Genomic DNA, 22,239 nt, shown 5'->3' on the forward strand with positions numbered 1-22,239 from the left:
CGCGACGAGCGTCGACCGACACCGGCAGATGGGGTGTGACGTCTGCAGCGACGAGCGCGGCGTTCGCCGCAGACAGCTCGGTGGCGAGTGTCATCTCGCGGTATCCGGCGACGGATGCCCGCAGGTCGGCCAGCGCGGCCCTCGAGAGCCGTTCGATGTCGGCGATCTCCGCCTCCGCCCGTTCGGGATCCCGCGAGACCAGGCGTCTCGCCAGCTCGCTCTTCACCGTGACCACCGTGAGCGAGTGACCGAGCACGTCGTGCATGTCGCGGGCGAAACGCTCGCGCTCGTCGACGACCGCGAGCCTCGCGATCTCGCTCTGGGCATCCCGCAGCCGTCTGATCGCCTTGATCTGTTCTCCGAACGTGAGCATCATCACCGAGATCGACGCGGTGAGTGCCGCCGCGTACCAGTAGTCGACGAACGTGTCGGTCACCAGCATGGTCACGAGCTGGGCCCCGACGATGACGGCGATCGTGGTGATGACGAAGGGCGCAGGCTGCCAGCTCATCGCCGCCATGATCGGCACATAGATCAGCAACCAGATCACGTTGACGCCGATCATCGGGATCGCCAGGCAGACATATCCGATGAACAGAAGGTAGGCGATCGCGGTGATCTGCCACGATCTCCCCCAGAGCAGTGGCGGCAGCACGATGTAGAACGCGCCGAGCACCACCACGTGGATCGTGAGGAGGGTGGCGGAGACGGGGTCGGGGCCGCTGACCCACGTGAGGATGATGGGGATCACGAGGTACGCCAAGCCCCACAGCGACCCGAAGTACCACCTGCGCGCGCCCCGCGCCTTGATCCGACCGAAGGCGTCGCCCCACAGCGCCGGGAACCCCTGGCGGCGCGATACGGCCTCGCCATCTGCCGCCCGCGCTGCCATGTCACTCAGCGTAGGGCCGGGACGGACCGCGTCACCGGATTCCGCTGCGCAGTCCTGTGTGACAGCCGGCGAGTCCGCGCTGGACGGCCTCGACGCAGACAGCCCCGACGCGTTCGCGGAGTGCGGCGCGACGGCCCGCCCGCCGACGGCATCCGAGGGGAAGCCGGCGGGAGGGGCGGGCCGACGCGAGCGGATGCGTGTCACTGGCGCGCGGCATCCCGACGGAAACGCCACACGATGAGCGCACCCAGCACGAGGGTCCAGGCGATGAGCACGAGCACCGGCGCGAGGATGTCGCCCTGCAGGTGCGCGCCCATCTGGCCGAGCCTGTTGAGCCAGTACGACGGCACGAACTGCGCGATGTTCGTCATCCACGACGGCAGCACCGACAAGGGGACCCACAGGCCGCCGAGGATGGCCAGCCCGAAGAAGATGACCATGAACAGCGGCTGTGCGTACTGCAGCTTGGCGAACTGACCGATCAACACCGCGATGAACGCGAACGGGATGACGCCGAACCACAGCCCGAGGGCCGCCATGGCCCATCCCGCGAAGCTCAGCGGCGGGTGGAAGACGATCACGGAGACCGCGATGTTCACCACGATGCTCGCGAGCGCCACCACCAGGGCGGCGGTGACCTTGGAGAGCAGGTAGCCCATGCCGCTCAACCGGGTGAGTCGCAGCTGGCGGTTCCAGCCGACGGAACGCTCCGAGACGATGGTGAAGGCCTGGCCGAGCGCCGCCATCATGCCGCCGTAGCCGGCCATCTGCACGGTCGTGACGACGATCCACGGCAGCCCGGTGACGTGGTCGATCGCTCCGCCTGAGCCGTAGATGCTGCCGAAGAGCAGCAGCATGCCGATCGGCAGGGCGAAAGTGAAGACCAGCGAAGGGATGTTCCTCAGCTGGCGCAGGGACTCGAGTCCCAGGTAGGTGATGCTCATGAGCGGTCTCCGATCAGGGCGGCGTCACGCACGGTCGATGACGCGGAACGGTCGTCGGCGCCGGCGGTCAGCGCCATGAAGGCGTCGTCCATCGAATGCGCCGTGACCTCGATGTCGTACACGTCGGCATGGTGCGAGAGCAGGGTGCGGAGTGCCGCATCCGACTCGTCGCTCACGATGGTGAGCACGTCGCCTCGGCGGTCGACGCTGCGCACACCGGGCAGCTCGTAGAGCTCGGCCTCGGCCTCAGGCGTCCATTCGAAGTCGAAGGATGCCCGGATGCGGCGCCCGCTGACCACCGCCTTGACCTCGGCAGGGGTGCCATCGGCGACCACGCGACCGCCTGCCATCATGACGATGCGGTCGGCGTAGGCATCCGCTTCGTCGAGATAATGCGTGGCGAAGACGACGGTGCGCCCGGCATCCGTGAACTCGCGCATCGACTGCCAGAACGTGCGACGGGTCTCGACGTCCATGGCGGCCGTCGGCTCGTCGAGAAAGATGAGGTCGGGGTTGGAGACGATCGCCACCGCGAACCGCGCCCGCTGCAGTTGACCGCCCGAGAGCTTGTTCACCTTCTGCTTGGCGATGTCGGCGACCTTGGCCCGCTCCAGCGCCTCGTGCACGGGAAGCGGATGTCGGTGCGCTGCCGCGATGAGCGTCACCGTCTGCCGCACCGTGAGGTCGGGCAGCAGCGCGCCGCCCTGCAGCATGGCGCCGACCCGCCCTGCCGTGATGGCCTCGCGCGGGTCGCCGCCGAACAGTGTCGCGCTGCCTGCTGTGGGCGTGGCGAAGCCGAGTGCGAGGTCGATCGTCGTCGACTTGCCGGCGCCGTTCGGCCCGAGCAGCGCGACGACCTCGCCCGCCTTGATGGTGAGGTCGATGCCGTCGACCGCGACGATCGACCCGAAGGTCTTGCGCAGGCCCTGCAACCTGATGGCAGGCGCCTCGGTGGTTGGTGTCGTGTTCACGCTTTCCATCGAAGCGGCGAAGGGATGCCCGTGCCTCGGCCGCCGGTCACGTCGCCGCCGTGACATTTGTCACGCGCGCTCGACGAACTCCGCCCAGTTCTCGTCGACCCAGACCGGCGGCACTGCAGCATCGGCCAGGTTGAGACGGTAGGTCGGGTCGGCCTGCTGCCTGGCACGCACCGACGCGTGCACACACGCGCCGGCAGGGATCCGACGACGTGTGGCGCCGAGAAGGTGATAGGCCCAGGGGTCCTTGTTCACCGTGTTCTGGTTCGGGCCGAAGTCGCCCGTCACCGTGCAGAACCGGCGATAGACCTCGTTCCAGTCGCCGTCGCGCAGCAGGAGGTCGCCACCCGTGCCCTCGAAAACCCACTTGAGGGCGATCTTCGCGAGATCGTGGTTGGCGAACGTACCGCCCACATCGCAGTGCACACCGGCGAACCACACCTCCTCGAAACCTGCACGGTGCTTCACCGGCGAGTAGCCGAACTGCACCCGCCACTCGTCGATCGCCACGGCGTGCCTGAGCGTCCGCACGTTCCAGAGACTCGCCGTGTCGGCCCAGTCCAGCCTGCCGAGGCCGCCGAACCACGACTCGACGGTGTCCCAGACCCCGAGGTACTCGACGGGAACGGCGTGGATGTCCCGCTGCCCGAGAGCGATGAGGAAGTCGTCGGGCGGCGTGCCGGGAGGTGCTGCGACCGGCTGGCCCGCGGTTCCCCAGCACAGGGCATCCGCGAACTCCTTCGCCTCGCGCTTTCTCGTCTCCGCCAGCTTCTTGGTGCGCACCGGACGCACGTACTCCTTCACCGCATACTCGACCAGGTTGTCGGAGCCGGCGCGGAGCATCCCTGGCCTGGCGAGCAGCGCTGCGAACGCGCGCGCCGTGAATGCACCACGGCTGAAGCCGAAGACGTAGATCTTGTCGCCAGGCCGATAACGGTTCATCAGCCACGCGTAGGCCTGCGTGATGTTGGTCTGCATGCCCCAGCCGAATGCGAGGCCGCCCAGCTGCGACCAAGCCTTTCCGAGTCGCCCGATGGCGCCGGCCGCGGGCAGCGTCCCGACTCCGGGGTCGTAGTAGGCCAGCTGCCGACGCGGATGGTCGAGGTCGAGCATCATGAAGATCTTCGCGGCGTTCGTCGCGTGATGATCGAGCAGATTGTTGGTGCCGTCGAAGCAGACGACGATGTTCTTCGGCGACGCGGCATCCGTCTGCTGCGCACCGGGTTGCCCACTGATCATGACCGCTCCTTCGCCGTCACGCCTTTGCGTCAGCTTAGGAGTTTTCGGGCCGATTGCCGAGCGATGCTCAGTGAAATCTACGAAGTGGGGCGACGCGCCTCGAGCAGGATGCGCGAGCTGTACGACACGAAGGCGCCGTCGCGCCGGATGATCTCGTGGATCTCGCGCAATCGGTCGCGGTACGCGTCCACGGTGAAGCCCGGTACGGTCCAGATCACCTTGCGCAGAAAGTGCACGACAGCGGCGATGTCGAAGAACTCGATGCGGGTGCGTTCCTCGCGGAGGTCGACGATCTCGAGACCGGCAGACTGCGCCCGCTCGCGCATCCTGTCGATCGTGCGCACGTCGTCGACCGGCTGAGGCCCGAGCAGAAACTCGTACAGCTCCGCGTTGGATCGCTCCCCGATCTGCTGCGACAGGTACGTTCCGCCGGGCGCGAGCACCCGCCCGATCTCGGCGAAGTCGGTGACCACCGGATGCCTGCTCAGCACGAGCGCGAAGCTCGCGTCGGCGAAGGGGAGCGGGGCATCCTCGAGCGACTCGACGACGATGCCGCCGAACGGAGCGAGCGCCTCACGGGCGAGCGCGACATTCGGATGCCACCCCTCCGTGGCCGCCACGGCCGCGGGTCGAGGATCGGCACCGCGCAGGACCTCGGCGAACACCTCACCTCCGCCGGTCTGCACGTCGAGAACGCCGACCGCTCCTGATGCTCTCCGGGCAGCGAGCCGCGCATATCCCCAGCTCGGGCGTTCTTCGGTGGCGCGGCCCAGAAACCAGGAGAAGTCCCAGCCCTCGGTCGGAACGGCCTCGCCTTCGGCGATCAGAGAATCGAAGTCCGGCATCGGGCCATCGTCGCACGGACGCGATGCGCGGCGTTCGCGCACACGAGTCGTGCATCCGCACTGCATAGTCTGAAGAGGCAGCCGGCTTCGCCGGCGCAGAACGGATGCCATGCCCCTCTTCCGCCGCAAAGGTCCGGCCCCCGACGACGCAGCACCGATCGAGCAGCGCGTGACCGCCATCGCGCGGGAAGTCGCCGCCGAGGCCGGTTTCGAGACCGTGGCCCTCGAGACCGCCGACCCGCACGAACCGGTGCTGGTCGGAGACGACGGCTATCAGTTCGCGCTCTACAACCTCATCACGATGTGCCGCGACGCCGACCCGACGCAGTGGCGGTCGATCGCGCAGAACCACATCGGCAGCCTCGTGCGGGCGCGCAGGCAGGCGACGCCGGCGCAGCTCGACCGCACGGCTCTGCTGCAGCAGGTGCGTGCACGCGTCGTGCCGGACGTCGGGCTCGACGGCCCGGTGGACCTCAGCTACGCACGACCGGTCGCGCCCGGACTCGCGCTCGTGCTGTGCATCGACTACCCGGAGACGGTCACCACGGTCAACGCCGCGGAGGTCGCGAAGCTCGCCGCGCCCCTTGACGAGCTCTTCGAGGTCGGTCTGCGCAACACCGCGGCCGAACCCGTCGACGAGCACGAGCCGCTCGAAGACGGGGTGTCCCTCGTGGGTGGGGCATCGCTGTTCGTGGCGTCCAAGATCGCCGACCTCGAGGCGTTCCGCCGGCTCACGGGCGAGGCGCAGCACGGAATCGTCTTCTCGGTGCCCAATCGCAGCGTCATCTTGTACACCAAGCCGACGGGGACGGATGCCCCGAAGAACGTCACGGCGCTCGCGCGGTTCACGGCGCACTTCGTCGTGGCGAACGCCGACTCGCAGCCGGGCGGTGTTCTCAGCCCTCTGCTGTACTACGTCGACGACGCGGACGAGATCGAGGATGTCGGCGCGCCCGACGCCGACGGAGGTTACGTCGTACGCGCCTCCGGCCGCTTCGGCGCGATGCTCGAATCGTTGGCGGGCGGACCGGCCGAGTAGACGAGGCCGCACGCTCTCCTCGCCCGCGCCGGGGTCGCGTCACCGTGCGGCGTGGTACCGCACCAAGGGCAGGAAGAGCTCGTGCGCGATGCGTGCCAGCGCTTCGTCGGAGGGGGCCGTGCGCTCGGCCAGCATGGAGTACCGAACGAACATGCCGGGCATGACGAGCACCATGTCGGGAACGGGCGCGTCGCCGATCTCACCGCGACCCCGAGCCTGATCCACCACCTGCCGGAACGCGTCGGTCGCGACCGTCGTCGTCTGTTCGGGGATCTCGTCCAGCTCGCTGAACAGGCCGGCCGCGACGTCGATGCCGATCCGCCGCATGCGATTCGCGAACTCGTGCAGGAGAGCGAGCACATCGCCCTCGAGGCTTCCGGTGTCGGGCACATGCCCGACGATCGTTCCGGCATGGGCGCGCACTGTCGCGAGCACGAGCGCCGCCCTGTTCGGCCAGCGGCGATAGACCACCGCGCGGCTCGTGCCGACAGCACGAGCCACGGAATCGATGGTGAAGGCGGCGTAACCCTCGTTCCGAAGCTGCCGCCAGGCGGCATCGAGCAGAACCTCGTCGAGTTCGGAAGCGCTGCGCCGACGCCCGGGGCGGGCATCCGTCTGAGTCTCCACACCCTGAGGATACACGTGTATCTTAATCGAGTAAGATACACGTGACTCTTAGGGGCGAGATGACGGACGAGAAGAAGTTGGAGCCGTTGGGCTGGCCGTTGATCCGGTTGGCCTTGGTGATCATGGTCGGCGGGGTCACGCCCCTGATCGACACGACGGTGGTCAATGTGGCTCTGCACACGATCGGAGGAGACTTCGGCGTGGGGGCCAGCGCCGTTCAGTGGGTGACGACGGCGTACCTGCTCACCATGGCGGTGACGGTGCCCGTCACGACGTGGGCATCCGACAGGTTCGGCGCAAAGCGGCTCTGGCTGATCGGGCTGGCGCTGTTCCTGGTCGGGTCGGGACTGTGCGCGGTGGCGTGGAGCTTCGGCGCACTGGTCGCCTTCCGTGCCCTCCAAGGCGTCGGAGGCGGGCTGATGCTTCCGGTGATGCAGACGATCCTGGTGCGTGCGGCAGGACCGTCCAGGGTGGGACGCGTGCTCACAGTCGTGATGCTGGTGGCCACGATCGCCCCCATCGCGGGCCCACTGGTCGGCGGGATCATCGTCACCTCGGCGAGCTGGCGGTGGGTGTTCGTGATCAACCTTCCGCTCTGCATCGCGGCCGCCGCGCTCGCCGCCGTCTACGTTCCGCGCGAACACCCGCAGCGCGACAAGAGACTCGATCTTCTTGGCGTGCTGCTGTTGGCCATCGGCACCACCGCGCTGCTGTATGCGCTGAGCAATGCAGCCTCGGGGGGAGCGGATGCCGGGGTGCGGGTCTGGACGCCGCTCGTCGCCGGCATCCTTCTCATCGGGTCCTTCGTCGCGTGGAGCCTGAGGCTCGGAGAACGCGCCGCGATCCCCGTACGCCTGTTCGCACAGCGATCCTTCGGCAGCGCCACCAGCGTGCTCTTCCTGACGGGCGTCGCGCTCTACGGGGCTCTCTTCCTCATTCCGCTCTACTTCCAGCAGGAGCGCGGCATGACAGCACTGGCGGCGGGCGCGATCCTCGCCCTCCAGGGCATCGGCTCGCTGCTCACCCGCTGGGTCGGCGGCGTCGTGGACAGGATCGGAGCCAGGCTCATCACGATCGTCGGCGTCGTCCTGTGCGCGATCGCGACAGTTCCCTTCGCGTTGGCCACCGGGCACACCAGCTACCTGCTGCTCGGAGCAGCCCTGATCGTGCGCGGGGGTGCGCTCAGCGCGGTCAACATCGCGATCAGTGCCGGTGCGTTCGCTGGTCTGTCCCGGGCCGAGGTCCCTGCGGGTTCGGCCGTCGTGCGCCTCGTGCAGCAGCTGGGCGGCTCGGCCGGAACGGCGATCCTCGCCACCGTCGTCGCGGGCTTCGTGCTGACAGCCCAGCCCTTGGCCGGGTTCCATGCCGCGTTCCTCGTGAGCATCTGGCTGACGATCGTCGCCTTGGTTCCCTGCCTCACGATGCCGACATCGAAACGCGTCCACCGGCCGACCGGGGCGCGAGCCGCCTCATGACCCACGAGAGCGCGCCCTTCTCGCGCTCCGCTTGTCCTACACCGCATCCGCAGAGCGGTCGCCCGCAACAGATCGCCGCACGAGTGCCGTGACCTCGTTCTCCGGCCGGATGCCGAACCACCGCTGCGCCGACGCACGGTTCTCCTCCGTGAGCCGTGAGTAGGCACCGGGCTCGAGGCCGGCCGCGCGCACGGCCGCATCGAGCGCATCCCTGACGAGCCAGACATCCGCGGGATCGGGCGTCGCGACGGCGAGCGCCTCGCGCACCCGTTCGACCTGGACGCCGAGTGCCGCGGCGAGCCGTTCGTCGCTCCACCCGCTCAGCTTGAGGTTGTGCTGCAGTTCGAGGCGAGTCTGCTCACGCTCAGCCCGGTTCAACGACATGGTTCCCCCTTGCGCCGATCACACGTCGATGCGTCCACCATCGCACCGCGCGTGCTGGATGGCGAGTATCGACCCGATCGTGACGGGACGGCGACACCCGTGGCGGCGAGAACCCGCACTCTCGCTGGCTGAAAGTCGCACTCTCGCGGACGGAATAGGCGCACTCTCGCGGGAAGGAACGCGCACTCTCGGGGAGGGGCGGCCCGGGCGTCAGTCCGCGAAGTCTCCGACCAGACGCACGGCTCCGCCGTCGACGCCCTTCGCGCCCTGCTCGTAGCCGGCGAGGTCGTGCTCGGTGGTCGAGACCGTGCCGACCTGCCAGGCCGGGATGCCGTCGATCGCGAGCGTGGAGATGACGGATGCCGCGGCATCCGCCTTCACGACCGCGAAGAAGCCGATCCCGAGGTTCCAGGTGCCCTCCGCGCTCTGCAGGCTCGTGCCGGCGAGGTCGTTCAGCACGCGGAAGACCGGCGCAGGCGACCAGGTGGAGCGGTCGACGTCGACCCACGATCCGCGCGGCAGCACGCGTGCGAGGTTTGCGGCGATGCCGCCGCCCGTCACGTGCGACAGCGCGTGCACGGATGCCCCGGCCGGCGTCGCGAGCACCCTCAGCAGCGGCGACGTGTAGAGCCGCGTCGGCTCGAGCAGCGTCTCACCGACGATCCCGCCGAACTCGTCGAGCCGGTCGGTGAACGCGATGTCGCGCTTGGCGAGGATGTGTCGCACGAGCGAGTATCCGTTGGAGTGCAGTCCAGAGCTGCCGAGCGCGAGCACGACGTCGCCGCTCTCGACCTTCTCGGGCCCGAGCACGGCATCCGCCTCGACGACACCCGTTGCCGCGCCCGCGACGTCGTAGTCGTCCGGACCGAGCAACCCCGGATGCTCTGCGGTCTCGCCGCCGACGAGCGCGGTGCGCGTCTCGGAGCAGGCGGCGGCGATGCCGCGCACGATGTCGGCGATGCGCTCCGGCACCACCTTGCCGCACGCGATGTAGTCGGTCATGAAGAGCGGACGGGCACCGACGACCACGATGTCGTCGACCACCATGCCGACCAGGTCTTGCCCGATGGTGTCGTGCTTGTCGAGCGCCTGTGCGATGGCCACCTTGGTGCCGACGCCGTCGGTGGAGGTCGCGAGCAACGGCCGACGGTAGCCGCGCAGGGCCGACGCGTCGAACAGGCCGGCGAACCCGCCGACACCGCCGAGCACCTCCGGCCCGTGCGTTCTGGCCACCGCCGACTTCATGAGCTCGACGGCGAGGTCGCCCGCCGCAGTATCGACGCCGGCCTCGCGGTAGGTGCTGGTGGAGTTGTCGGTCACGCCGTTAAGGGTAACGGGGAGTGGGAGGTGCAGAGCGAGCGAGCTCGACCGGCACCTCCCACTCATCCCGTTCACTGCTGTCGGAAGAACTCGCGGATGTCACCGGTCACCGTGTCGGGCAGCTCGAGCGACGCGTAGTGGCCGCCGCGTTCGTGATCGGCCCAGTAGACGATGTCGCTGTTGTCGCGCTCGGCGAAGACGCGCACCGACTTGAAGTCGTCCGCGAAGACCGAGACGCCGATGCGGGCCTTGTTCACCCGCGGCTCCGCACCCGCATGCGCCTCTTCGAAGTGGTACCTGCCGAAGGCGGCGGAGGTGTTGGTGAACCACTCCAAGGCCACCTCGGTCACGACCTGCTCCTTCGTCACCAGGCTCGTGCCGTTGCCGAACGACTCGAAGAGCTCGTTCCACGCGAGCTGGCCGATCGGAGAGTCCGAGAGCCCGACGGCGACCGTCTGCGGGCGCGAGGAGTTGATGGCGTTGTAGCCGCCGACGGACTGGAACCACTGCATGTGCTCCATGGCCGCGTAGTCGGCCGGCTGCAGCCGCTCGAACTCCGCGGGGTCGCCCGACGGGAACGAGAACAGCTGCAGCACGTGCGAGCCGAGAAAGCCCTCCGGCTCGAGCAGGCAGAGCTCGCGGGCGATCATGGCGCCGCCGTCGCTGCCGTGCGCGCCGTAGCGTTCGTACCCGAGTCGCCGCATGAGGGTGTCGTACGTCTTCGCGACGCGGGCCATCGTCCAGCCTCGATCCACGAGCGGCGTGCTGAACCCCGTGCCCGGCATCGACGGCACCACGACCGAGAACGCGTCTTCCGCGCGTCCACCGTGCGCGACCGGGTCGGTGAGGGGCCCGATCATGTCGAGAAAGTCGACGAACGATCCGGGGTAGGTGTGCAGGAGGAGCAGGGGCGTTGCACCCTTCTCGGCCGACGGCACGTGGATGAAGTGCACGGTCTGTCCGTCGATCTCGGTGAGGTGATGCGGGAAGGCGTTCATGCGCTCTTCCTGCTTCCGCCAGTCGAATTCGTTCTTCCAGTAGTCGAGCATGTCGCGCAGGTAGTGGTTCGGCGTGCCGTAGCTCCAGTCGTCGCCCGGCGCCTCGGCCGGAAGCCGCGTCGCCGCGAGCCGGCGCTCGAGATCGTCGAGATCCGAGTGGGGAATGGAGACGCGGAACGGGCGGATGCCCGCGGTCCCGTTCTGCTGCGTCGTCGCGTGCGTGGTGGTGTCGGTGGTGTTCTTCGTGTTCGTCATGCCTCCAAACTAGGATTCATAGAGGAACCGATCCTTCCTAATGAAAGAAGTTGTCGATGACGTCGACGCCCGTGCGCCTGCTCGCCCTGCTGGGGGCGCTGCAGTCCCGACCGCAGTGGTCGGCGACCGAGCTCGCCGCGAGGTTCGACGTCACGACCCGCACCGTGCGCAACGACATCGAACGCCTGCGCGAGCTCGGATATCCGGTCGAGACCGCTCGGGGACGAACGGGGGGCTACCGCCTGGGCGCCGGCGCATCGCTCCCGCCGCTGTTGCTCGACGACGACGAGGCCGTCGCCGTCACGCTGGGCTTGCGAGCTGTCGCCGGCAGCGCGATCGAGCGTGTCGCCGAGACCAGCGCACGCGCGCTCGCCAAGCTCGACTACCTGTTGCCGAGCAGACTTCGTCGCCAGGTCGCGGCTCTCTCGAAGGCGACGGTGCAGGTGGCCGACGATGCGGGCATCCCGGATGCCGACCCCCAGCTCGATCCGGATGCGCTCACCGCCATCTCGCTCGCCATCCGCGACGCGCACTGGTTGCGGTTCGAGCACGACGGCGTCGCACGCCTGCTCGAGCCGTATCGCCTGGTCAGCTGGGAGCGACGTTGGTACCTGCTCGGGCGCGACCCGCAGACGAACGACTGGCCCGTCGTGCGCGTGGATGCCATGACCCTGCGCACGCCGACGCACCGGCCCTTCCGTCCGAGGCCGCTGCCGATGTCCGACGTGCGCGCGTATGTGATGCGCGCCGTCGCCTACAGCGGCTGGAAGGTGCACGCCCGCGTGACGGTGCTCGCCTCGGCCGACGAGGTGCGCTCACGCATCAACGCCGCGGTCGGCATCGTCGATCCGATCGATGAGAGCTCCTGCGTTCTCGTCACGGGCGCCGACAGCGTCGGGACGCTCGCCGTCTACCTCGGCCTCCTCGATCTCGACGTGCGCGTCACAGAACCGCCAGAGCTGGTGGAGCGGATGCGCACGCTCGCGACGCGCTACGCGGCGGCGACGGCCTAGCGCTCAGCCTGACGCGCGCTCGACCGCACCGAGCGCCTGTTCGACGGCCTCCTCGAAGAGATGCGGCGGAGGCGCTCCGAAGCCCACGACCATCGCGGGTTTCCGCTCGGCCGCGCCGCGGGCGCCGGCGGCACGGAAGGTCTCCAGTCCTTCGAAGGCGAGGCCGACGGCATCAGCCTGCTCGGTCACGTCGGCCTCATGGATGCCGCGCGGCAGCTCGAGCAGGCAGTGCAGCCCGGCGGACATTCCGACGATGCCGGCCGACGGCATCCGCTCGGCGACGAGCCGCTCGATGTGCTGCCGCCGTGCGCCGTGGCGGGTGCGGGCGCTGCGCACCGCACGGTCGTAGTCGCCGCGTTCGAGCAGTTCGGCGAGCGCGAGCTGCGTCAACGCGTCGGGCTTCGAGCCTTCGAGCCTTCGCTGCTCGGCGACGAGAGGAACGAGCTCGGCAGGGAGTGCGCACCATGCCAGTCCGACCGCCGGCCCCAGTGCCTTGCTCGCCGTTCCCACGAAGACGACGCGATCGGGGGCGAGAGACTGCAGAGCGCCGATCGCCCGGCGGTCGTAGCGGAACTCCCCGTCGTAGTCGTCCTCGATGATCACCCCGCCGGTTCGTCGCGCCCACGCGACGACCGCCGCCCGTCGCTGCGGACCGAGCGCGACGCCCGTCGGAAATTGATGGGCGGGTGTGAGCAGCACGGCATCGACCCTCGATCCGTCGAGCACATCGGCGGCCAACCCCGCGTCGTCGACCGCGAGCGGCACCACATCGAGCCCGGACGCCGCCAGGATCTCGCGATGCAGCAGGTGTCCGTACTCCTCGACGGCGATCCGTCTCGCCCCGCGAGCGCGAAGCGCACGGCAGACGAGCCTCATCGCATGGCCAGCACCGTGAGCGACGTGCACCGACTCGCTGTCGACCACCACGCCACGCACACGCCCGAGGTACGACGCCAGCGCATGCCGAAGCTCGGCGACCCCGCGCAGTTCCCCGTATCCGAGCGCCGACGCGGGCACCCGGGCGAGCGCCCGGCGCATCGCTGCGGCCCACGCCGCGCGAGGAAACTCCGTCGTGTCGGGGATGCCGGCACGCAGATCCAAACGCGGCAGAGGCTCGTGGCCGGTCACGGTCGGGTCTGCCAGCGTCGATCGCCCCGTCGTGCGAGCGGACGACGCGACCCAGGTTCCCGCGCCGACCCGCGCCTCGAGCCAGCCCTCGCCGACCAGCCGTTCGTACGCCTTCGCCACGCTGTTGCGCGCCATGCCGAGATCGTGCGCGAGCCCGCGCGTCGCGGGAAGGCGCGTACCCCGGGCAAGCCGACCGTCGCGGATCATGTCTCGCACGGCGAGTTCGAGGGAGTCCGTCTTATGCCGCGGGTCGAGCACGAGATGCAGGTCTCGCCCCATATTGGCCCATTCTTCGACCATGAGAATGGAACCTAGCAGGGAGCCACCGTCGCGATACCGTCATGCCATGACTGAGAGCGAACCCATCGTCCTTCCCGCAGTGCGTTTCGACTTCGACGAGCTCGCCCCCGGGTTCTCGCGCGCTCTTGCACACCTCGACCACGCGGCATCCGTCGAGCTCGACAAGGCCGAGATCCCCATCGGCCTGCGCAACCTGGTCAAGTTGCGCGCCTCACAGCTCAACGGATGCTCGTACTGCGTCGACCTGCACTCCCGCGACGCCCGCGACGGCGGAGAGTCCTTCCAGCGCATCGCCGCCGTCGCGGTCTGGGACGAGGCGCACTTCTTCACCGCCCGTGAGCGCGCCGCGTTCGCTCTGACGGATGCCGTCACGCGCGTCTCCGAGACGCACGTGCCCGACGGGGTGGTCGCCGCCGCGCTCGACGTCTACACGCCGGTGGAGGTCTCCGCGCTGCTCGCGTTGATCGTCTCCATCAACGCCTGGAATGAGGTGGGGGTCACGGCACGCTGTTGGCGCGCCGAGCCCGAAACGGAGGAGGCGCCTCAGACGTCCTCGATGTAGGCGGGGCCGCGCGCTTCACGGGGTGCTCACCAGCGGATGCCCAGGCATCAGCATGAGAGACTTGACGAGCCCGGAATCGCGGGCGCAACCCCACCCTCAGGAGCACACTTCTCGCATGTGCGGCATCGTCGGCATCGTCTCGACCGAGGCGGTCAACCAAGCGGTCTACGACAGCCTTCTCCTACTGCAGCACCGCGGTCAGGACTCGACCGGAATCGCCACCGCCGACGGCAGCGTGTTCCACATGCACAAGGCCCGCGGTCAAGTGCGCGAGGCCTTCCGCACGCGCGACATGCGCGCGCTGATGGGCAACATGGGGCTCGGCCACGCCCGCTACACGACGAAGGGCGACGCGGCCAACGAACAGGAGGCGCAGCCGTTCTACGTGAACGCGCCGTACGGCATCATCCTTGTGCACAACGGCAATCTCACGAACACGCGTGAACTGGCCGACGACCTCTTCCACATCGACCGCCGTCACATGAACTCCACGAGCGACACGGAGATGCTGCTCAATGTGCTCGCCACCGAGCTGCAGGCGCAGGTCACCGGCCTCGAGTTCGATCCCGATCAGGTCTTCGACGCGGTGACCCAGGTGCACGAGCGAGTCGAGGGCGCTTACGCGGCCATCGCGATGATCGCGGGGCAGGGTCTGCTCGCGTTCCGCGACCCGTTCGGCATCCGCCCGCTCGTGCTCGGCCGCAAACCGGCCGGACTCGTCGGCGACGAATGGATCGTGGCGTCCGAGTCGGTCGTGCTCGAGTCGCAGGGCTACGAGGTCGTTCGGGATGTCGCGCCGGGCGAGGCCGTGTTCGTCACGCTGAGCGGCGAGCTCTATTCGCGCCAGTGCGCCAAGAGCCCGGTGTTGGTGCCGTGTTCCTTCGAGTACGTCTATCTGGCCCGCCCCGACTCCGTGATGAACGGCATCTCGGTGTACGAGGCGCGCCTGCGCCTGGGCAACCGTCTCGCCGACACGATCGCGCAGTACGCACCGCTCGGCGACATCGACGTGGTCATGCCCATTCCGGACTCGTCGCGGCCCGCGGCATCCCAGGTCGCCCAGAAGCTCGGCATCGAATACCGCGAGGGCTTCTACAAGAACCGGTACGTGGGACGCACGTTCATCATGCCGGGCCAGGCGCAGCGCAAGAAGAGCGTTCGGCAGAAGCTCAACGCCATGTCGAGCGAGTTCAAGGGCAAGAATGTGCTGATCGTCGATGACTCGATCGTGCGCGGCACGACCTCGAAGGAGATCGTCGACATGGCGCGCGCCGCGGGAGCCAACAAGGTGACGTTCACCTCGGCGGCTCCGCCCGTGCGGTACCCGCACGTGTACGGCATCAACATGCCGAGCCGTTCCGAGCTCATCGCGGCCGGGCGCAAGATCCCGGAGATCGCGCTCGAGCTCGGCGCCGACGCGCTGATCTACCAGGAGGTGGCGGACATGAAGGATGCCATCCTCGAGGGCCAGTCGCTCGTCACCGATCTCGAGATGAGCTGCTTCACCGGCGACTACGTGACCGGCACGGTCACCCCCGAGTACCTCGAGTGGGTCGAGCGCACGCAACTGAGCTGAATTGCCTTGCGTCGGTCCGCGAAACGAGCAATTTCTTGGGGTCTACTGAATTTCGGTTTCAAGTTGCGAAATCGTTACAAATGTGATCCACGGGAGTGAAATCCGCGGAATTCCGTGGCAGAACCGCTCCCAGGAGATTCGGATGAGCTGTGCACAGGCTGTCCAGAGCGTCTGCGTAACGTTGCGCGGGTTGTTGCGCGACGGCATCCCGACCCGTCACTGGACGGCCCGAACAACCTAGCCGGACCGAGGGATGCTGCCGAGGAACGACCACCCGAATCGCTTGAGACCGACGAGGGTGCGCCACCGCCCGAAGGTGTGCGAACCGGAAGTCACCGGTGCGCGTCTTCGCCACCGGCGTGCCAGCACCGATCGATGCTCCCCATGGCTGCGACCCAGGGTGTCCAGCCCGCACGGGTGACCCGGTGACATCAGCCGGAGAGCCCGTTGCCCCGGCGAGCGTGCGCGTGAATCGGGGTGGACCACGCGGGGAAGCTCCGAGCATCGGAACCACGTGACCTTCCTCCAGCGCATCGCTCCCGACAACATCCGTCAGTCCCTCTCTTCGCTCACCGGCACCGCCTCTCGTCATCGACGCTCTCTGCGTCTGGCAGCCACCGCCGTTCTCGCGGTCGGCGCGGTCGTCGCCCCCATCGCCGTGCAGGCCGCGTACGCCGCACCGGCACACCAGAGCACTTCGCAGTCTTCCGACTTCGCCGCGCAGGTCGCCTTCAAGTCGCTCGCCGACGCCAAGCTCACCGCCGACCAGGTGAAAGGGCGCGCCGACCTCACGCAGCTGAATGCGGCCATCGAGAACCTCGAGAACAACTACTCCTCCGATCCCGCCGTGCTGGCCAAGCTCACCGACGCCGCCAATTCCGCCGCCGTGATGGCCGAGGCCGTCGCCGCCGGTCACGACGCGGGCGCGCCGATCGCTCAGGCCGCCGTCGCGAAGGCCAAGGCGGAGAAGGCGGCCGCGGAGGCCGCGGCACGAGCCAAGGCGGCCGCAGCGGCCAAGGCCGCTGCCGAAGCAGCCGCGGCATCCTCGTCTTCCTCGTCGTCATACGACACGCCGAGCGTGAGCGTGTCGGTCTCACCCGGCTCGGCCCAGGCGATCGCCAAGTCGATGGCGGCCGCCCGTGGCTGGGGCGATGACCAGTTCGCCTGCCTCGTCAATCTGTGGAACCGCGAGTCCGGTTGGTCGACCACGGCAGGCAACCCCGACGGCGCCTACGGCATCCCGCAGGCACTGCCCGGCTCGAAGATGGCCAGCGCGGGCTCCGATTGGCAGACCAGCGCTTCGACGCAGATCGCCTGGGGCCTGGGCTACATCGCCGGCTCGTACGGCACGCCCTGCAACGCCTGGGCCCACTCGCAGTCCACCGGGTGGTACTGACGACTGAGGCGAGAGCCGAGCGAGCTTGCTCGTTCGGCCGAGCCGATGGAGTCAGTCGAGCGCGTAGCGCGAGCACTGACGACTGAGGCGAGAGCAGCACGAGCTTGCTCGTGTTGCCGAGCCGATGGAGTCAGTCGAGTGCGCAGCGCGAGCACTGACGCCGACGAAGTCGACACAGCGGCCGGCCCTGAGGTTCAGGTGCCGGCCGCTGTGTCGATGGTGCGTCGGTCGTCAGTGCTCGGCGGCACTCACCGATGTCTGACGCACCGGCCGGCCTCGCTTCGGCACGTCGGTGTCGAGCGGAATCGGATCGCCGAGTCCGTCGGCGACCGCGCGGGCGAGGCGTCCCTCTGTGTGGTCGAGCCAGCGCAGCTCGCCGTCGAGTTGAAAGATCTGGCCGTCGATCACGAGCAGGTGGGCGAGGTCTTCGCGGGTCGTCGGCTCGCCGATCGATTCCTTGGTGCGGGTCAGGTCGCGCAGCAGCGCCATCGTCGACGTGCGCTGCACCTGCAAGACGCGCGCGACATCCACACCGGGAAGCGTCGCGGCCACCGCGAGCTTGATGGCGAACTCGTCCCGCGTGGCGGTGTGTCGGTCGACCGGTGACGCCAGCCACGAGGTGACCGCTGCGCTTCCGGCCTCCGTGATCTCGTAGTACGCCCTGCCCTCGTGGTCCGACTCGCCCTTGGCGACCAGTCCGTCGCGCTCGAGACGATCGAGTGTCTGGTAGATCTGGCCGACGTTGAGCGGCCACGTGCCGCCTGTGCGACGGTCGAACTCGGCGCGCAGCTGATATCCGTAACACGGGCCCTGATCGAGGATCGCGAGCAGACTCTGGCGGATTGACATGACACGGTTATATACCGGGTAAATGCATACCCGCAATAGGCGCACAGCGGAAGCGGACCCTTCATCGACCCTCCGCGGATGCCGTCGCTGCTGGCGCGGGCGTCGCTCGTGCCGCTAACGTCGGCACGTGCATCGACACCCGTGGCGCCGCCTGCTCGCCTGGCTCATCGACTGGATGTGCGTGCTCGCGTGGGCCGCGATCGTGGCAGCCGTGGGCATCCCGCTCATGCTCACCGGCGTCACAAGTCGTGTCGGCCCGCTCGCCCTCAACGTGATCGGCGCCGTTCTCCTGATCGTCCCCGTCGTGCTGGTGCTCGCCTGGCTCGAATCGAGCAACTGGCACGCCACCGGGGGCAAGCGGGCGCTGCACCTCCGCGTGGTGCGGATGCCCGCACAGGACACCGCCGACACCGGCGCATCCCTCGGCCCGGTCGCGACGACGACCCGCGTGACGTTCCCTCGGGCACTGCTGCGCAACACCCTGAAGTTCGCCCCGCCGTGGATCCTCGGGCACGTGGTCGCCATCGCGCTCTCCGACACGAACCCGACCTCGCCGCCCTCGGCCTGGCTGTGGGTGCTCACGGCCGCCGCCTACGTGCTCCCGATCGCGTACGTCGTCTCGCTGTTCGTGCGGCGCGGCGACACCCCGTACGATGCCGCCGCGCGGACGACCGTCGTGCGGGCGCTCTGACGCGATCCCTCGCCGTCAGACCTCGGGCGCGTAGATCGACAGCACGGTCGGGCCGAGCTGCTTCGTGCCGACGAGCGCGAGGCGGCTTCCGTTCGGGAACAGTCGTCTGCCGCCTCCGGTCGCGGTCGGGAAAACCCTCAGCCGATATTCGTCCACTTGCCCTGCGTCGATGAACTGCTCGACGAGCGAGGTGCTGCCGACAACAACCACATCGCGATCGGCGGATGCCCGCCGCGCCCACCCGATCACGTCGCCTTCGACCACGCTCGAGTTCGCCCACGCCGCGACGTCGACTCCCGACCGTGTCGCCACGGCTTTGTCCGCCGCGTTGAGCGCGCGAGAGAACGGGTCGTCCCGCGGCGGGAACAGCGTGCTGAAGTGCTGCCAGGTGCGGCGACCATAGAGGAAGACTCCGGTGTCGAGGATGGATCCGTAGTCGAACTTGTCCCCGGCGACCGCCTCGCGGCCGTGCCGGAAGGCCCAGCCGCCGAAGTCGGTGCCGTCGGATCCGTCGGGGTCTTCGACCACCCCGTCGAGCGTGATGAACTGGGCGACGATGATGCGCGCCATGGTGTGCTCCCTGTGTCACGGGCATCCCGAGTCGGATGCCTCACAGAGTGATACGAACGAGCACTCCGAAACTCATCGGTCGGCGGGGCCGACCCCTGCCGCGGCCTCGAAGAGCGTGAACAGCCTCGGGTTCTGATACACCAACACGTGGTCGATGACCCCGGGCGTGCCGCCGTCGAAGAGCTGAACCGTGTGCGGATGCGGCCCGTCATCGTGCACCTCGTAGAGCAGGATGCCCGGCTGCCCGTTCGCCGAGATCGACCGCGTGAGCCATCGCGTTCCGCGCCACTCGAACAGGAACGCCATGAACTCGGCATAGACAGGCCGACCGATCGACCACCTCGGCACGGGCGGCATCTCGAACAGCACGTCGTCGGAGACGAGTGCTGCCAGAGCGACCACATCGGCGCGTTCGATCGCCAGGGCATAGCTGTCGACGGTCTCGCGACGAAGCGGCAGCGCGTCTCGCCCTTGGTCGCCGATCGCCGCCCTCGCCCGCTGCAGTGCGGAATTCACCGCGGCAACGCTCATGTCGAGAATGGCCGCGGTCTCCGCTGCCGAGTGCGCCAGCACGTCGCGCAAGATGAAGACACCACGCTGGCGCGCAGGCAGCATCTGCAGCACCGCCGTGACGGCGAGCCGCATGCGCTCGGAGGCGACGACCGCGCGTTCGGGGGCGGAGGCATCCCACCACGCCGTCGGTGCCGGCATGAGCCACGGAACGTCGAGGGACGGCACGAGCGGTGCCCCCACCTCGATGCCCGGATCGCTCAGGTCGCGGGGCAGAGGCCGACGAGGCGCGTCACGCAGGCGATCGAGGCAGACATTCCTGGCGATGCGGTACACCCAGGTGGACAGGGCTCCGCGGCTCGGGTCGTACGAGTCACGAGAGCGCCACGCCCGCTCCATGACGTCTTGCACGGCGTCCTCGGCGTCGAAGGGCGAGCCGAGCATCTGGTAACAGAAGGCGATCAGGCCGCCGCGCAGTTGCTCGAGACGTTCGGCGATCGCGGTCACGACATCCCGTTTCGGCGGCGTGCGACTCAGCGCGTGGTGTCGGTGTCGCCGGATGCCTCACCCGAGCCGCGCTCCGACGCCCCGTCGGCGACGTCGCCGGCCTGCTCGCCGGCATCCGCCCCCTGCTCCACCTCGGACGGGAGTTCGCCCAGATCGAGCGCGCGCTCCTCGTCGTCGGCTGCAGGCTCGACCTTGACGTCGATGCGGTCCGCGACGACCGTGCGCTCCGTGTGCTTCGTGGCGGCGGACGCGATGATCGCGGCGAGCGCTCCGAGTCCGACGCCCACGGCCACGGCCGTGAGCAGCACGAAGCCGAAGACCGTGTTGCGGTCGTAGCCCTGGCCCTGCGGCAACGAATAGGTGGCGATGAACGCGGCGATGGCGAAGATCACGCCGCCGAGGATCATGAACCGGCCGTAGCGCGGCGTGCGGCGCACGCGCACCTGCTGCTCGGACGCGACGGCCGCCGTCTCCCGCTCCTCGTGTGCTGCGTGGCCGTCTGCGTCCACGCTCCCGCCTGCGTCGACGAGCTGCTCGTGATCGGGTGTCGACGTCACGGGCGTCGTCTGGTCGGTGTCGTGGGACTCGTGGGGCACGACTCCATTGTCTCGCACGTCGAACCTGCTGCCGCTGTGAACGGAATGCTTGACGGATCACCCCTCGGCATGATTATTCTACGACTGTAGACAATTCGGGCCACGGGCACCCGGACGAACCAAGGAGTTCATGATGAGCGTTCCCCGCAGCATCACGGGGCCGTCAGGAGTCGAGGTGTCAGCGCTCGCCTTCGGCTCGTGGAACACCTGGGACCGCGCCGACTTCGACACCGTGCTCGCCACGCTCCGCCTCGCCGTCGACAGCGGCGTCACCACCTTCGACGTGGGCATCTACGGCGGCGGAGAGACCCCGAACGACACCGACACCGAGATGGTGTTCGCACGCGCGATCGCCGAGCTCGGGGTGCCGCGCGACAGCATCCAGCTGGCAGTCAAGGGCTGGCTGCCCGACCCGCGCAACGCGTTCGTCCCGTCGCTGGAGAGCCAGCTCGACACCATGCTCGTTCGGCAGCACACCGATCACGCCGAGGTGCTCGTGCTCGGCGACCTCATGCAGCCGAGGGATGACTACGGCTCGCTCCTCGACGACGTCGCGTCGGTGCTGCTGGCCGGCAAGGCACGCGCGTGGGCCGTGAACAACTGGGCCGCGACCGAGGTCGCCGAGCTCATCAGGCAGGCGGAGGCAGCCGGTGTCCAGGCGCCCGACTACGCGCAGCTGAAGTACGGGCTGACGCGGCGCTCGGTGCCGGAGGGCGCGCCGTACGGCACGCTGTGCGCGCGCACCGGGCTGCGCATCCAGGCCTCGGACACGTTCGAGGGCGGGCTCATCTTCGGCGGCAGCGGCACCGGACCGAGCCGCATCATCGGCGGCGACATCGGCGGCACCCAGGAGCGGATCCGCGCGTCGGTCGGGCGGCTGCGCGAGGTCGCTGCCCAGTTCGGCGCCACCCCGGCCCAGCTCGCCATCGCCTATCCGCTCACCAACCCGAACGTCACGAACGTGCTCGTCGGATCGCGCACGCCCGAGCAGACGCGCGACAACCTCGGCGCGTTCGACCTGCTCGCTCGGCACTCCGCCGCGGAGATCAGGGCCGCGGCCGACGAGTTCTGGTTCGATCGTCACGCCGTGTCTCCGCACGCGGGTTGGGGCGCGAGGCCCGAAGACGACCCGGCGGCCTACGTGGTGGTGCAGCGCTGACGATGCTCCGGCCGGCAGCGTCTCAGCGCGGCCGGTACACGGGCAGGTAGGGCTCGAGCGTGGCGCGCGTTCCCGACGCGTGCACCACGCCGGACGCCATCACGTCGGGCCACGCTGCACGTCCCGTTGCGAGGGCGAGCCAGGTGGGGGCATCCATCTCGATGACGTTCGGGGGCGTGCCGCGCGTGTGCCGCGGGCCCTCGATGCACTGCACAGCCCCGAACGGCGGCACCCGCACCTCGACCGCGTTGCCCGGCACCTTGTCGGCGAGCGCCTGCAGCAGAAACCGCACGGCGGTCGCCGTGGCGTCGCGACTCGCGGATGCCGTCAGCGCTTCGGCCACCGCCGACAGACCGTCACCCTCGGGAATGCGTGCTCGAGCCATGA

General features: G+C 68.8%; 22 protein-coding genes and 1 pseudogene. 8 read left to right on the plus strand and 15 right to left on the minus strand.

What is annotated here, in order from left to right; translation table 11 throughout:
- Positions 1 to 148: 148 nt before the first annotated feature.
- The 5 genes and pseudogenes from FPZ11_RS20320 to FPZ11_RS11005 form a co-directional block, all read right to left on the minus strand.
- Positions 149 to 892, minus strand: a pseudogene (locus FPZ11_RS20320) (sensor histidine kinase); the annotation flags it as partial.
- 200 nt (positions 893 to 1,092) lie between these two features.
- The gene (locus FPZ11_RS10990) at positions 1,093 to 1,836 is read right to left on the minus strand and encodes an ABC transporter permease (RefSeq protein ID WP_146320864.1); all 744 of its coding nucleotides are present in this window, start codon (positions 1,834 to 1,836) and stop codon (positions 1,093 to 1,095) included.
- Positions 1,833 to 2,816, minus strand: a complete 984-nt coding sequence (locus FPZ11_RS10995; RefSeq protein ID WP_146320866.1) for an ABC transporter ATP-binding protein — start codon at positions 2,814 to 2,816, stop codon at positions 1,833 to 1,835. Before FPZ11_RS10995 ends, FPZ11_RS10990 begins: the two co-directional genes overlap by 4 nt.
- Before the next feature lie 60 nt (positions 2,817 to 2,876).
- Positions 2,877 to 4,052 (minus strand): phospholipase effector Tle1 domain-containing protein, encoded by a 1,176-nt coding sequence (locus tag FPZ11_RS11000; protein WP_146320868.1) that lies wholly within the window; start codon positions 4,050 to 4,052, stop codon positions 2,877 to 2,879.
- A gap of 77 nt (positions 4,053 to 4,129) precedes the next feature.
- Complete coding sequence (locus FPZ11_RS11005; RefSeq protein ID WP_146320870.1) at positions 4,130 to 4,897, minus strand: class I SAM-dependent methyltransferase; 768 nt, start codon at positions 4,895 to 4,897, stop codon at positions 4,130 to 4,132.
- 109 nt (positions 4,898 to 5,006) lie between these two features.
- On the opposite strand from FPZ11_RS11005, the gene FPZ11_RS11010 reads away from it, so the two are divergent.
- Positions 5,007 to 5,936: a hypothetical protein gene (locus FPZ11_RS11010; RefSeq protein WP_146320872.1), complete on the plus strand. Its 930-nt coding sequence runs from the start codon at positions 5,007 to 5,009 to the stop codon at positions 5,934 to 5,936.
- Positions 5,937 to 5,975: 39 nt separating this feature from the next.
- Here FPZ11_RS11010 and FPZ11_RS11015 read toward each other — a convergent pair whose 3' ends face one another.
- Positions 5,976 to 6,563: a TetR/AcrR family transcriptional regulator gene (locus tag FPZ11_RS11015; RefSeq protein ID WP_146320874.1), complete on the minus strand. Its 588-nt coding sequence runs from the start codon at positions 6,561 to 6,563 to the stop codon at positions 5,976 to 5,978.
- 59 nt (positions 6,564 to 6,622) lie between these two features.
- Here FPZ11_RS11015 and FPZ11_RS11020 point away from each other — a divergent pair, with 59 nt between their 5' ends.
- The gene (locus FPZ11_RS11020) at positions 6,623 to 8,038 is read left to right on the plus strand and encodes an MDR family MFS transporter (protein WP_146320876.1); all 1,416 of its coding nucleotides are present in this window, start codon (positions 6,623 to 6,625) and stop codon (positions 8,036 to 8,038) included.
- Positions 8,039 to 8,074: 36 nt separating this feature from the next.
- Here FPZ11_RS11020 and FPZ11_RS11025 read toward each other — a convergent pair whose 3' ends face one another.
- The 3 genes from FPZ11_RS11025 to FPZ11_RS11035 form a co-directional block, all read right to left on the minus strand.
- Complete coding sequence (locus FPZ11_RS11025; RefSeq protein ID WP_146320878.1) at positions 8,075 to 8,422, minus strand: DUF2316 family protein; 348 nt, start codon at positions 8,420 to 8,422, stop codon at positions 8,075 to 8,077.
- Between the two features lie 210 nt (positions 8,423 to 8,632).
- Entirely contained in the window at positions 8,633 to 9,742 is a 1,110-nt protein-coding gene (gene purM / locus FPZ11_RS11030) for a phosphoribosylformylglycinamidine cyclo-ligase (RefSeq protein WP_146320880.1), read from the minus strand.
- 71 nt (positions 9,743 to 9,813) lie between these two features.
- Positions 9,814 to 10,995 carry an epoxide hydrolase family protein gene (locus tag FPZ11_RS11035; RefSeq protein ID WP_146320882.1) on the minus strand — a complete coding sequence of 394 codons (1,182 nt, stop codon included), beginning with the start codon at positions 10,993 to 10,995 and terminating at the stop codon, positions 9,814 to 9,816.
- A gap of 56 nt (positions 10,996 to 11,051) precedes the next feature.
- On the opposite strand from FPZ11_RS11035, the gene FPZ11_RS11040 reads away from it, so the two are divergent.
- Positions 11,052 to 12,008, plus strand: a complete 957-nt coding sequence (locus FPZ11_RS11040) for a helix-turn-helix transcriptional regulator (RefSeq protein ID WP_146320884.1) — start codon at positions 11,052 to 11,054, stop codon at positions 12,006 to 12,008.
- A gap of 3 nt (positions 12,009 to 12,011) precedes the next feature.
- On the opposite strand, the gene pdxR is transcribed toward FPZ11_RS11040, so the two are convergent.
- A complete protein-coding gene (gene pdxR, locus FPZ11_RS11045) occupies positions 12,012 to 13,436 on the minus strand; it encodes a MocR-like pyridoxine biosynthesis transcription factor PdxR (protein WP_146320886.1) in 1,425 nt (474 codons plus the stop codon).
- A gap of 46 nt (positions 13,437 to 13,482) precedes the next feature.
- Here pdxR and FPZ11_RS11050 point away from each other — a divergent pair, with 46 nt between their 5' ends.
- The 3 genes from FPZ11_RS11050 (at position 13,483) to FPZ11_RS19875 (ending at position 16,970) form a co-directional block, all read left to right on the plus strand.
- A complete protein-coding gene (locus FPZ11_RS11050) occupies positions 13,483 to 13,998 on the plus strand; it encodes a carboxymuconolactone decarboxylase family protein (protein ID WP_146320888.1) in 516 nt (171 codons plus the stop codon).
- 115 nt (positions 13,999 to 14,113) lie between these two features.
- Entirely contained in the window at positions 14,114 to 15,574 is a 1,461-nt protein-coding gene (gene purF, locus FPZ11_RS11055; protein WP_146320890.1) for an amidophosphoribosyltransferase, read from the plus strand.
- Between the two features lie 514 nt (positions 15,575 to 16,088).
- Positions 16,089 to 16,970 carry an aggregation-promoting factor C-terminal-like domain-containing protein gene (locus FPZ11_RS19875; protein ID WP_246846209.1) on the plus strand — a complete coding sequence of 294 codons (882 nt, stop codon included), beginning with the start codon at positions 16,089 to 16,091 and terminating at the stop codon, positions 16,968 to 16,970.
- Positions 16,971 to 17,201: 231 nt separating this feature from the next.
- Here FPZ11_RS19875 and FPZ11_RS11065 read toward each other — a convergent pair whose 3' ends face one another.
- Positions 17,202 to 17,819 carry a PadR family transcriptional regulator gene (locus tag FPZ11_RS11065; RefSeq protein WP_146320892.1) on the minus strand — a complete coding sequence of 206 codons (618 nt, stop codon included), beginning with the start codon at positions 17,817 to 17,819 and terminating at the stop codon, positions 17,202 to 17,204.
- Positions 17,820 to 17,946: 127 nt separating this feature from the next.
- Between FPZ11_RS11065 and FPZ11_RS11070 the strand changes: the two genes are divergently transcribed.
- On the plus strand, positions 17,947 to 18,510 hold the full coding sequence (locus FPZ11_RS11070; RefSeq protein WP_146320894.1) for an RDD family protein: 564 nt from the start codon (positions 17,947 to 17,949) through the stop codon (positions 18,508 to 18,510).
- 15 nt (positions 18,511 to 18,525) lie between these two features.
- On the opposite strand, the gene FPZ11_RS11075 is transcribed toward FPZ11_RS11070, so the two are convergent.
- From FPZ11_RS11075 to FPZ11_RS11085, 3 genes are all read right to left on the minus strand, one after another.
- Positions 18,526 to 19,080 (minus strand): dihydrofolate reductase family protein, encoded by a 555-nt coding sequence (locus FPZ11_RS11075; protein ID WP_146320896.1) that lies wholly within the window; start codon positions 19,078 to 19,080, stop codon positions 18,526 to 18,528.
- Between the two features lie 72 nt (positions 19,081 to 19,152).
- On the minus strand, positions 19,153 to 20,097 hold the full coding sequence (locus tag FPZ11_RS11080) for an RNA polymerase subunit sigma-70 (protein ID WP_246846210.1): 945 nt from the start codon (positions 20,095 to 20,097) through the stop codon (positions 19,153 to 19,155).
- A 26-nt stretch (positions 20,098 to 20,123) separates the two neighbouring features.
- Positions 20,124 to 20,693, minus strand: a complete 570-nt coding sequence (locus tag FPZ11_RS11085) for a hypothetical protein (protein WP_146320900.1) — start codon at positions 20,691 to 20,693, stop codon at positions 20,124 to 20,126.
- Positions 20,694 to 20,823: 130 nt separating this feature from the next.
- On the opposite strand from FPZ11_RS11085, the gene FPZ11_RS11090 reads away from it, so the two are divergent.
- Positions 20,824 to 21,852 (plus strand): aldo/keto reductase, encoded by a 1,029-nt coding sequence (locus FPZ11_RS11090; RefSeq protein WP_146320902.1) that lies wholly within the window; start codon positions 20,824 to 20,826, stop codon positions 21,850 to 21,852.
- A gap of 22 nt (positions 21,853 to 21,874) precedes the next feature.
- Here FPZ11_RS11090 and FPZ11_RS11095 read toward each other — a convergent pair whose 3' ends face one another.
- Entirely contained in the window at positions 21,875 to 22,237 is a 363-nt protein-coding gene (locus tag FPZ11_RS11095) for a sterol carrier family protein (protein WP_146320904.1), read from the minus strand.
- Between the last annotated feature and the right edge of the window lie 2 nt (positions 22,238 to 22,239).

The sequence above is a fragment of the Humibacter ginsenosidimutans genome (assembly GCF_007859675.1).
In the GTDB taxonomy this organism is placed as follows: domain Bacteria; phylum Actinomycetota; class Actinomycetes; order Actinomycetales; family Microbacteriaceae; genus Humibacter; species Humibacter ginsenosidimutans.